6 protein-coding genes are annotated in these 12,164 nt (G+C 49.7%); 5 read left to right on the forward strand and 1 reads right to left on the reverse strand.

Translation table 11 applies throughout. The annotated features are described in order from the left end of the window. Positions 1–133 precede the first annotated feature (133 nt). The 3 genes from glgB (at position 134) to FAH67_RS02140 (ending at position 9,345) form a co-directional block, all read left to right on the forward strand. Positions 134–4,420: a 1,4-alpha-glucan branching protein GlgB gene (gene glgB, locus FAH67_RS02130; RefSeq protein ID WP_003681080.1), complete on the forward strand. Its 4,287-nt coding sequence runs from the start codon at positions 134–136 to the stop codon at positions 4,418–4,420. A 145-nt stretch (positions 4,421–4,565) separates the two neighbouring features. Continuing rightward, positions 4,566–6,551, forward strand: a complete 1,986-nt coding sequence (gene glgX, locus FAH67_RS02135; protein ID WP_003681079.1) for a glycogen debranching protein GlgX — start codon at positions 4,566–4,568, stop codon at positions 6,549–6,551. A 313-nt stretch (positions 6,552–6,864) separates the two neighbouring features. Next, positions 6,865–9,345: a glycogen/starch/alpha-glucan phosphorylase gene (locus FAH67_RS02140; RefSeq protein ID WP_003681078.1), complete on the forward strand. Its 2,481-nt coding sequence runs from the start codon at positions 6,865–6,867 to the stop codon at positions 9,343–9,345. Between the two features lie 154 nt (positions 9,346–9,499). Here FAH67_RS02140 and ribBA read toward each other — a convergent pair whose 3' ends face one another. Further along, positions 9,500–10,840, reverse strand: coding sequence for a bifunctional 3,4-dihydroxy-2-butanone-4-phosphate synthase/GTP cyclohydrolase II (ribBA, locus tag FAH67_RS02145; RefSeq protein WP_003681077.1), 1,341 nt, complete (start codon positions 10,838–10,840; stop codon positions 9,500–9,502). Positions 10,841–11,029: 189 nt separating this feature from the next. On the opposite strand from ribBA, the gene FAH67_RS02150 reads away from it, so the two are divergent. Continuing rightward, positions 11,030–11,641 carry a DUF4230 domain-containing protein gene (locus FAH67_RS02150; protein WP_003681076.1) on the forward strand — a complete coding sequence of 204 codons (612 nt, stop codon included), beginning with the start codon at positions 11,030–11,032 and terminating at the stop codon, positions 11,639–11,641. A 1-nt stretch (position 11,642) separates the two neighbouring features. Beyond that, positions 11,643–12,101, forward strand: a complete 459-nt coding sequence (locus FAH67_RS02155) for a hypothetical protein (protein ID WP_003681075.1) — start codon at positions 11,643–11,645, stop codon at positions 12,099–12,101. Positions 12,102–12,164: the final 63 nt, after the last annotated feature.

A 12,164-nucleotide genomic window follows, 5' to 3' on the forward strand; every position in this document is an offset into this window, starting at 1 on the left:
AAATAGGAAATTTTGGCGCAGGTCAAATCAAACAGGAAAATATGGATTTTGTTAGAGACTACAATGAATTACATGTAACGGTGCGACAAAATCTGTATTAAGATTCAGATATTGGTAAAACAGGCAGAATGCAATGAGTGAGACATTGGAGCAGCAGGCTGTAGAGGCCGGTATTGATTTAGGCTACCACGACATCAACGGTACATATCATGCGACCAAGCCTGAAGTTTTGGAATCGATCGTTGCTGTTTTGGACAAAAGCAAACCGGATTCAGACGGCCTTTATCTGAATACGATAGTCGCGCATGAAAACGGCGAAGAGTCTTTACAGATGCCGTCTGAATTTCATGGTGCGGAAGTGGTCGTATTGATTGATGAGGCGGATGAGTGCCAGACCTTGACTTTATATCCGGGCGACAACGATACGCTTTGGATTAAGCTGCCCCAGCTGGCTTGCGGTTATTACACTTTGTCGGCCGAGACCGACGGAAAATGTTGCCTTGTACGCCTGATTGTTGCGCCTGAATCGGTTTACCAACCCAAACTGCTTGCGAATGGAGGACGGATGAATGGTTTGACCATGCATTTGTACAGCCTGCGTTCCGAGCGCAACTGGGGCATAGGCGACTTTACCGATTTGCTGAACCTGATGAAATATGCGGCAGAGAAAAAGCTGGATTTTGTCGGTATCAACCCTTTGCACGCCTTGTTTACCAGCAAGCCTGCCTTTGCCAGCCCGTATAGCCCTTCTTCGCGCGAATGGCTCAATCCGATTTATTTGGATATCGAGAAAGTCGGTGCGTTTACTTATAACGAACAACTGAAAAACTGGCTGGCACAACCGAAAATCCGTCAGCGCATCGCTGCTTTGCGTGTTACAGAAACGGTAACTTATACGGCAGTTTGGGCATGCAAACGTGATGCGCTGCATATGGCGTTTAACGCATTTGAACAAGATACTGGCGAAGCTGCAGCAAATGAACGCGCTGCATTTGAAGCATTTGTATTAGAAAAAGGCAAAGCTTTGCAAGGCCTCGGTTTGTTTGAGGCTTTGGACCAGTATTACAGCCGCCCCGGACAAGTGGGTTGGCAGTCGTGGCCGTCTGAATTTCATCAGCCTGATGGCGAAGCAGTAGAAAAATTCGCGCGCAGTCATGAGCGGGAAATCCGTTTTTATATGTGGCTGCAATGGCTTTGCGCGGAACAGTTGCAAGAAGTTAACCAAGCCGCTGCCGAATATGGTGTCAAACTCGGTATTTACGGCGATTTGGCGGTCGGCGTGGCGCGAGGCAGCGCAGATACTTGGTTAAACCGCCAAGATTATTGTATGGACTTGTCAGTCGGTGCACCGCCCGATCCTTTGGGGCCGACCGGGCAGAATTGGAATTTGCCGCCGCTTAATCCGTCGATGTTGAAACATACGGGCTATGAAAAGTTTGCCCATCTGTTGCGCGAAAACATGCGCCTGTATGGCGTGTTGCGGATTGACCATGTGATGGCATTGTGTCGTTTGTGGTGGGTTTTAAACGATAAAACAGCAGATTTCGGCGCATATGTGCATTACGACGCCGAAGTGACTTTTGCCATATTGGCTTTGGAAAGCCAACGCAACCGTTGCGTCATCATTGGCGAGGATTTGGGGACGGTACCCGATCAAGTGCGTTATCTGCTCAACCGCTATCAAGTGTTCTCCTACAAAGTGATGTATTTTAGCAAGGGCTGGAACGGTTTCCAATTACCTGAAGAATACCCCGAGCAGGCGATTACGGTCATCAGTACCCACGATGTCGCGCCCTTGGCAGGTTATTGGATAGGCAAAGATTTGGATACGATGTTCAAACTCGGTACTTTGCCTGATGCAGCCGCTTTTCAGACGGCCTTGGATGAGCGCGAACACGATAAAGCCGATTTGCTGGATAAATTGAAATATACCGGCTGTCTGGGTGCAGACGTACAAATGCCGGCAAAAGCCGATGAAACCTTGCTGGCGGCTTTGCACAAATACGGTGCATTGAGCCGCAGCAAGCTTTACGCCGTACAACTGGAAAACCTGCTGGGCGTCATTGACAATTTGAATGTCCCCGGTGTGCCGGACGGCTATCCGAACTGGGCGCAAAAAATGCCGGTTTCTTTGGAAGATTTCCTACAGCACCGCCTCATGGGCGGCCAACTTGCCATTATTGACGAGGTACGCATGAAAACAAACAGCCAAATCAAGGCTTATCATGAACTTGACCAAATTGAGCGCGATACGGTCGAAAGCCTGTTTCTTGCCACCCACAGCGACTTGTTCGCTTATCTGGGACGACACCGCCTTGCAGAGGGCGATGAAGTAGTGCGCGTTTTGATTCCCGGCGCAGTAAGCGTGGATATTGTGAACCGCCGCAGCGGCGAACTCATCGTGCCGTCTGAAAAAATTGATGCACGCGGTTTCTTTGTGGCTGTTTTGCCCGATGATGCGCCCGATTACGCTTTGAGTATCCGTTATACCGAAGACTCCGAGCATGTAATTGAAGAAGACCCTTATCATTTCAGTTCCGCGTTGCAAGACATGGATTCCTGGCTGTTGGCCGAAGGCAAACACCTGCGTCCTTATGAGACTTTAGGCGCGCATTTTGCCGAGTTGGACGGCGTGAAGGGCGTACGTTTTGCCGTATGGGCGCCAAATGCGCAACGCGTGTCCGTTATCGGCGAGTTCAACAACTGGGACGGCCGCCGCCATGTGATGCGTTTCCACCGCGACAACGGCATTTGGGACATCTTTATTCCGGCAGTCAAACTCAATGCCCTCTACAAATTTGAAATCCGCGATGCCAACGGCGATGTTCGCGAAAAAGCCGACCCGTATGCTTTCGGTGCGGAACTGCGCCCAACCACGGCATCTATCGTGCGCGGCTTGCCTGACGAAGTGGAAGAACCTGCTTTCCGCGCCCGTGCCAACGCTATTGACGCGCCGATCAGCATTTATGAAGTGCATTTGGGTTCTTGGAAACGCAATCCGGAAAACAATTTCTGGCTGACTTATGAAGAGTTGGCCAAAGAGTTAGTGGCATACGTCAAAGACATGGGCTTTACCCATATCGAGTTCCTGCCTGTTTCCGAATATCCGTTTGACGGCTCATGGGGCTATCAGGCAACCGGTTTGTATGCGCCGACCAGCCGTTTCGGTTCGCCGGAAGAATTGCGCGCATTGATTAAAGCAGCGCACGACGAGGGCATCAGCGTTATCCTCGACTGGGTGGTCGGCCATTTCCCGACCGACGATCACGGCCTGGCCAAGTTTGACGGTACTGCGCTTTACGAACACGCCGACCCGCGCGAAGGCTACCACCAAGACTGGAATACCCTGATTTACAACTTCGGCAGAAACGAAGTGAAAAACTTCCTGCAAGGCAACGCCCTGTATTGGATAGAGCGTTTCGGGTTTGACGGTATCCGCGTTGATGCGGTTGCTTCGATGATTTACCGCAACTACTCGCGCAAAGACGGAGAGTGGATTCCGAACCAATACGGCGGTCATGAAAACCTTGAAGCCATCGCTTTCCTGCGCGATACCAACACCATGTTGAAAGAGGAAGTTCCGGCGGCGACTGAAATCGCCGAAGAATCGACATCATTTGCCAATGTGACCCGCCAAGAAGGTTTGAACTTCAGCTTCAAATGGAATATGGGCTGGATGAACGATACTTTGCGTTACATGATGGAAGACCCCATCAACCGCAAATATCACCACAACAAAATGACCTTCGGCATGATGTACCAGTACAGCGAAAACTTTGTCCTGCCGCTTTCACACGATGAAGTCGTGCACGGCAAACGCTCGCTGCTCGGACGTATGCCCGGCGACTGCTGGCAACAATTTGCCAACTTGCGTGCCTACTACGGCTTTATGTACGGCTTCCCCGGCAAAAAACTGTTGTTTATGGGCAACGAGTTTGCACAAGGCCGCGAGTGGAACTACAACGAAGGACTGGATTGGTTCCTGCTGGAGCAAGAGGGCGGCTGGCACAAAGGCGTACAAGACTTTGTGCGCGAGTTGAACCATGTCTATAAAGACACCGCGCCGCTTTACCAATTAGACCAATGGCCTGAAGGCTTTGAGTGGCTGGTTGCCGATGACGGCGACAATTCCGTATTCGTCTTCGAGCGACGCGACCGCGAAGGAAACCGTGTTATCGTCATCAGCAACTTCACGCCTGTGGTGCGCGAAGGCTACCGCTTCGGCGTAAATTCTGCCGGCGGATACCGCGAAATCCTCAATTCAGACGGCCTGCATTACAAAGGCAGCGGCGTTTCTGCCGGCGCAACGGTGGAGACAGAAGAAGTTTGGTCGCATGGCAAACCAAATTCCCTGTCTGTTACCGTACCGCCGTTGGCAACCGTTTACCTGTATCAGGCGGCGGTCAAAGACGAAGCGTAAATCAACTTTGAGGGTGGGCATCATGCCTGCCTAATCAGCTGAAAATTAAAAGATAGTGACATCAATATGACTCAAGGCCGTCTGAAAGATTTTCAGACGGCCTTATATTGGACACAAAACCAAATACATACCAAGGAATCATTTTATGACTGCCAAATCATGGCATATTGAGGAAGGCAAGCCTTATCCCATGGGCGCGACCCTGACAAGCAAGGGCGCGAATTTCACCTTGTTTTCCATCAATGCCGAAAAGGTCGAATTGTGTCTGTTTGATAAAGATAAAGAAACCCGTTTGGAGATGCCTTCGCGGCGCGGTTCGGTATTTTACGGATTTGTGCCGGATGTTAAGGCAGGGCAGCGATACGGTTTTCGCGTGTATGGACGTGAAAACGCAGAATACGGCTCATGTTTTAATCCCAACAAATTACTGATTGACCCGTATTCCAAAAAAATTGACGGCAAACCAAGCTACCGTACCGCTGAAGAAATGGCATGGTTCAGACCGGAAGATGAACGCGACAACGCCGCTGTTGCGCCGAAAAGCGTCGTGATCGGACGCAGCCGATTTAATTGGGCCAAAGATTGCAGACCGGAAATACCGTGGGGCAAAACCGTTATTTATGAAGCCCATGTCAAAGGGTTTACCAAGCAATTCCCCGATTTGAAGTACGCAGGCACTTATAAAGCCTTGAGTGATAAACGGGTTTTGGCCTATTTGCAAGAATTGGGGGTGACAACGGTCGAGCTGCTGCCGATTCATTATCATCTGGACGAATACCATCTTCAGCAGATGGGCTTGAGCAATTATTGGGGCTACAACACTTACTCTCATTTTGCCGTCGAGCCGTCTTATGCCGATAATTCCGAGCGTGCAGCGGCAGAGCTGAAACAGGCGGTCAAAGCCCTGCATCAGGCAGGTTTGGAAGTGATTTTGGATGTCGTGTACAACCACACGGCAGAGCAGGACGACAAAGGCCCGATGCTGTGTCAGCGCGGTATCGACAACACTTTATGGTATTGGCACACCCCTTACGGCAGCTATGAGAACTGGTCGGGTTGCGGCAATACGCTCAATATTGTCCGTCGCGATGTTACCCGTTGGGCGGCAGACAGCTTGCGCTATTGGGCGGAAGAGTTTCATATCGACGGCTTCCGTTTCGATTTGGGAACCGTATTGGGACGCGAACCCGATTTCCAATCGTACGGCCGTTTTTTCCAAGTCCTGTATCAAGACCCGGTTTTAGCTGGTTTGAAGCTGATTGTCGAAGCATGGGACATCGGCGAGGGCGGCTATCACTTGGGCAATTTCCCGCAACCTTTTGCCGAATGGAACGGCCGTTTCCGCGATGATATGCGCGCGTTTTGGTCGTGGGAAAGCGGCAATTTAGGCGCATTTGCCGAACGCTTGGCGGGGTCGTCCGATATTTTCAACCACAGCGGACGCCATCCGTCTGCCAGCATCAACTTTATCACCGCACACGACGGCTTCACTCTGCGCGATTTGGTCAGCTACAACGAGAAGCACAACGAAGCCAACGGCGAAAACAACCGCGACGGGCATAATGAAAACATCAGCTACAACCACGGCGTAGAAGGCGAAACTGATGATGAAGAGATTTTACTCAACCGCGAATACACTTCCAAAGCGTTGCTTGCCTCCTTATTTTTATCCAACGGTACGCCCATGCTTTTGGCAGGCGATGAGTTCGGCAATAGTCAGCAAGGCAACAACAACAGCTACTGCCAAGATAATCCGATTACATGGTTGGATTGGCAAAATGAGTCCCATGTATTGCAAAGTTACACTCAAGAACTGATACGCGTCCGCAATCAAATCAAGCTGCTGACAGATGATTGCTGGTGGGAAAAAGAGCGTGTGCAATGGCTCAATGCCGATAGCAGCCCGATGACCGAATATTGTTGGCACAACAGGGGCAGTAAGGCGATTCAGATTGTTTTAGACGACGAGTGGCTACTGTTGGTAAATGCCAAACGTAGTCGTCAGTTATTTAATCTGCCTCAAGGTAATTGGGAGATTTCTTGCGTACCATCAGAGAAATTAAATTACGAAGAACCAGGAAAATGTGTTGTTAAGCACATGGGTATTTGGATTTTACATAAAATAAAGTAAATGATAATCAAACTATTATTTAATTAACTCTTTGATATTTTGTTGGTATTTGTTCATTTTGGCTTTGTGGTATAAATCGAAAATGCCGATAAGATGATTAATGGTTTAATTGTTAATTAAATGTTTTATAAAGAAAAAGATATCCTTCTTTTAAATCTTTCCGCTATAATCCCCTTGGTTTGTAATAAACCTACGCATCATTCCTTTCAGACGGCCTGTTGCCGTTGTTAGGCCGTCTGAAAACCGAGTTTTGTTGTTTTTAATAAAACCATCAGGCGCGTTGTCCAGTGCCTCACGCTAGAGAAAGGCTTCCATGGCTAAGAAAAAACTCCCCATCTCCGGTTACGATTATGTAATGCCTAAACCGGACGCCGAAACCATCCGTAAATCCATCGTTTACAAGTTGATTTTCATCTTGGGCGTAGATCCGAAGGAAGCAACTTCACACCAATGGCTCAACGCCGCCATGCTTGCCGCGCGTGACCTGATTGCGGAAGATTTCCTCAAAACACGCCGCGCCCACATCGACAACAGCAAACGCATGGTTTATTACCTGTCCATGGAATTCCTGCTCGGCCGTTCGTTTGTCAACGCGCTGATTAACGAAGGCGTTTACGCCGAATTTGAAGAAGCCTTCAAGCAACTGGGCAAAGAATTTGCCGATGTCTGCGAACAAGAAGAAGATCCGGGTTTGGGTAATGGCGGTTTGGGCCGTCTGGCCGCCTGCTTCCTCGACTCTTTGGCAACCCTGCGCATTCCTGCTATGGGCTACGGCATCCGTTACCAATACGGCATGTTCAAACAAGAAATCGTGGATGGTCAACAAGTTGAAAAACCCGATTTGTGGCTGGACCAAGATTTGGCGTGGCAGTTTGCCCGTCCGAACAAACAATATTCCGTCCGTTTCGGCGGTCAAGTGTTGAACTTGGGCGACAAAAAAGAATGGCAGCCGAGCGAAGAAATTTCCGCTTGGGCATACGATGAAATCATTCCTGGCTATGGCGGCGAATGTGCCAACCCATTGCGCTTGTGGACTGCACACGCAGGCAACCTGTTTGACCTTGCCGACTTCAACCGAGGCGACTATGCCTCTGCCGTTCGCGCACAAAACAGCGACGAAAACATCTCACGCGTCCTGTATCCGAACGACTCCACAGAATCTGGCCGTGAATTGCGCTTGAAACAAGAATATTTCTTGGTTTCCGCTTCCGTTCAAGACATCGTTGCACGTCACAAATGCCGTTTCCCAAGCATCCGCACTTTGGCCGACGAGGTCGCCATCCACTTGAACGACACCCATCCGGTGCTCGCCATTCCTGAATTGATGCGTATCCTGATTGACGAAGAGGGCATCGCATGGACTGAAGCATGGAATATGTGCTGTAAGATTTTCTCTTACACCAACCACACATTGATGAGTGAAGCCTTGGAAACTTGGCAGGTTGACCTGATGGGCCGTCTGCTGCCGCGCCATTTGGACATCATCTTTGAAATCAACGCCTACTTCCTCAATGCCTTACGCGCCATCGGCAACTTCGACGACGACTTTGTCCGCCGCGTATCCATCATTGACGAAACCCACGGCCGTCGCGTCCGCATGGCATGGCTGGCGGTCATCGGTTCGCACAAAGTCAACGGCGTGGCCAAAATCCACTCCGATTTGATGACCACATCCATCTTTGCCGACTTTGCCAAAGTATTCCCAGAACGCTTTACCAACGTAACCAACGGCGTAACCCCGCGCCGCTGGATTAACATCGCCAACCCGGGCTTGACCAAATTCTTGGACAAACATCTGGGCGACGAAGACTGGCGTTTGCATCTAGACAACCTGACCAAGCTCAACGACAAAGTGGACGATGCCTCCGTACAGGCAGAATTCGGCGAAGTGAAAAAAGCCGCCAAAGAGCGCCTTGCCAAATACATCGAAACCGAGCTGGGCATTAAAGTTAATACCGATGCACTTTTCGACATCCAAATCAAACGTATCCACGAGTACAAACGTCAAGCATTGAACGTGATGCACATCGTCGACCGCTACAACAAAATCCTGGAGAACCCGGATTTCGATTGGCAGCCGCGTGTGTTCATCTTTGCCGGTAAAGCCGCATCCGCCTATTACATGGCGAAGAAAATCATCCGACTGATTAACGACGTTGCCAAAGTCATCAACAACGACACCCGTATCCGCGACCTGATTAAAGTCGTTTACATCCCGAACTACAGCGTCAGCCTTGCCCAAATCATCATTCCTGCCGCCGATTTGCACGAACAAATCTCACTGGCAGGTACGGAAGCATCCGGTACCAGTAACATGAAATTTGCCCTCAACGGCGCAATCTGTATGGGTACGCTGGACGGCGCGAACGTTGAGATTTTGGAAAAAGTCGGCGCGGACAACTGCTATATTTTCGGTAACACCGTAGAACAAGTCGAAGAAATCCGCCGCAACGGTTACGACCCGTTGAGCTATATCGAGCGAGACAGCGACCTGCGCCGCGTCGTCAACCAAATCAGCCAAGGCACTTTTTCTCCGGAAGAGCCAAACCGCTACAACGACGTGTTGCAACCATACGGCGACTTCTATCAGCTGATGGCGGATTTCCGCAGCTACATCGACACGCAATACAAAGCGGACGAACACTACCGCAACGTATCCGCATGGCGCAAATCAGCCTTGATCAACATCGCCAACATGGGCTTCTTCTCATCCGACCGCTCCATCGCCGATTACTGTCGCGATATTTGGTACATCAAACCATTGAGCGAAAAAGAATTACCCAGCAAAAATTAAGCGTTGAGCTGATAGCGAAAGCCGATACACCGGGAAGATGTATCGGCTTTTTTATATTCGCTGTTTTTGAATTGGATAACAAACTCAAAATGCCGTCTGAAAGGCTTTCAGACGGCATTTTGTTTGGTTTGCTTTGAGAATCAATCAAGCAAGATTATTTTTCAACTTCTTCAAAACCGACAACTTCCAAACCGAAACCGGTCAGACCCGTGAAAGATGAGGGCTGCCCGAGGACGCGCAGTTTTTTGACGTTGAGGCCGGCGAGAATTTGTGCGCCTATGCCGTAGCTTTTGCTGTCCCATTTGTAGGCTTGGTTTGCGCCTTTGGGCAGGGTGCGGTCGAGCAGGGTGGCACCGTCTTCGGTGCGGTGCAGGAGGATGACTACGCCGCTTTCGGCTTGTTGGATGCGCTCAAGGGCTTTGGGCAATGACCATGAATGGCGCGGGTTGGCTTGGATGAAGTCCATGACGCTGAAGGGTTCGTGGACGCGGACGAGGGTTTCTTCGTCGGCTGTTGGTGTGCCTTTGACAAGGGCAAGGTGGGTTTCGCCGGAGAGTTTGTCGACGTAAACGTGTTGTTGGAACTCGCCCCACGGGGTTTGTACGGGTGCGTTGCCCATGTCTTCGAGCAGGCTTTCGGTACGGCTGCGGTATTCGATGAGGTCGGTAATGGTGCCGATTTTGAGGTTGTGTTCTTCGGCAAACTTCATCAGTTCGGACATACGCGCCATGGTGCCGTCGTCGTTGATGATTTCGCAGATGACGGCGGCGGGAATCAGGCCGTTCATTTGTGCGAGGTCAACGCCGGCTTCTGTGTGTCCGGCGCGGACGAGTACGCCGCCTTTTTGGGCGCGCAGTGGGAAGATGTGGCCGGGTTGGACGATGTCTTTTGGCTTAGCGGATGGGGAAACGGCGGTTTGAATGGTCAGGGCGCGGTCGGCGGCGGAAATGCCGGTGGTAATGCCGTGGGCGGCTTCGATGGAGACGGTAAAGTTGGTGCCGTATTGTGCGCCGTTTTTCTGGGTCATCATGGGCAGGCCGAGTTTTTCGACCATTTCGCCGTCCATCGGCAGGCAGACCAGGCCGCGTGCATTTTTGATCATGAAGTTGATGGCTTCGGGGGTAACGAATTGGGCGGCCATCAGCAAGTCGCCTTCGTTTTCTCGGTCTTCGGCATCGGTGATGATGACCATTTTGCCGGCTTTGATGTCTGCTAGGATTTCGGGGATGGTGGAGATGTGGGACATGGTATTTCTTTCTTGGCTGATGGTGGGGGCGTGGCGGTCTTGGTGGTCTTGATCCAGCCACATGTCAGGCATATTGGCTGCCTGCTCGATTTTTCGGGCTTTTTTCTCGCCGAAAGATTTGTTTTTCAGCAGGGCGGACAGCTCGCCTTGGTTGATGGCGATGGCTTGGGCAAACTTGGTCTGCTGGCCGTTGTGATGTTGTGTTATCCATTGCCGCAGGTTGTGGCGGCGCAGGTCGGTGGTATTCATGATGAGATGAAATTGAATTGTGTGTAATGGATTGTAGTCTTGTCTTTACCAAAAGGCAAACTTTGTTTGTTGAGATTTTTTATTACTTTTTAGTAATAAGTTTTAATGTTTCAGATAGCCTGGGTATGGCTTGAAATTGACGGTTTTGGGAGAATATGGGGAATGTTTTGATGATTATTTTAACGGGGGATGTTTGAAATGAAAATACTTGGGCGCGGATTGGTCGTGCTGGTGTTGTGTGCGCTGACGGCTGCGGGCGGCTGGTTTTATGCCCTGCATGGTCAGAACGAAGAACATCAGGTTTTGTCCCGTGAGGGGGTTTTGATGCAGATTAAGCAGATGAACCGCTTGGAAAGTACGGCATTTTATATCGATACGATTATCCGTACGGAGAAAAAAGGGGATTGGCGCAGGCTGTGGCAGGATTCGCAAAGCGGTATTTTTATTGTGCGCGGCAAGGTGTTGGCCGGTTTGGATTTGGACAAGTTAGGCGCGGACAATGTCAATATTGTGGACGAGAAGGTATTGATCAGCCTGCCGGCGGTGGAAATCTTGAGCGTGGATTTGGAAAATATCGAAGTGTACGATATTCAGACCGGCTCGTTTAATTTGCTGCCTATGGATAAGTCGGTATTTAAGACGGTACAGGAAGAGGCAAAACGACAGGTATTGCAAAGCGCATGTAAGGCTGAAATTTTGGAACATGCCAACCGTCAGGCGCAAATGCAGTTGGAAAACCTGTTTGCATTGACGCAGACGAAGGTATCTGTCTATCCGGCTGCGGTAGGGAAGTGCGGTTAATATGCGTTATCTTGACCGATTAATTGAACATTGTATACAAGCAAAAAAGCTTGTACCTGACCGTACCTTTGAATTTACAACGTTGGAACAATTGCCCAGTCATGGATGCTTTATTTATGTTATCCAACAGATTGAAGGCGACATTAATACAACTTTTCAGCAATTTCAAAATTTTCGCTTACTTAAAACACATGCCTGCGCAAAATTAAATCGCCCAAGTCAGGTTCTATACGTAGGGTCTTCACGCCACAGTATTCGGAATAGATTGGCACAGCATTTGGGCTTCGGGCATAAAAGTACCTATGCATTGCATTTAAATCAATGGTATCAAGGCCAATATAAAATAATGATTCATCAATATGCTGATACACTTCCCGCTGATGTGCTGCAATTGATTGAAGACGATCTTGCTGATCAATTACAGCCGGCATTTGGTAAATCAGGTACCAACAATAAATAGCACGCATATGAGTGTAGAACATGTAATAGCAAAGATTGACAGGGTTTGGCTCAATTGTTATTT

It is taken from the genome of Neisseria flavescens (genome assembly GCF_005221285.1).
Classification (GTDB): Bacteria; Pseudomonadota; Gammaproteobacteria; order Burkholderiales; family Neisseriaceae; genus Neisseria; species Neisseria flavescens.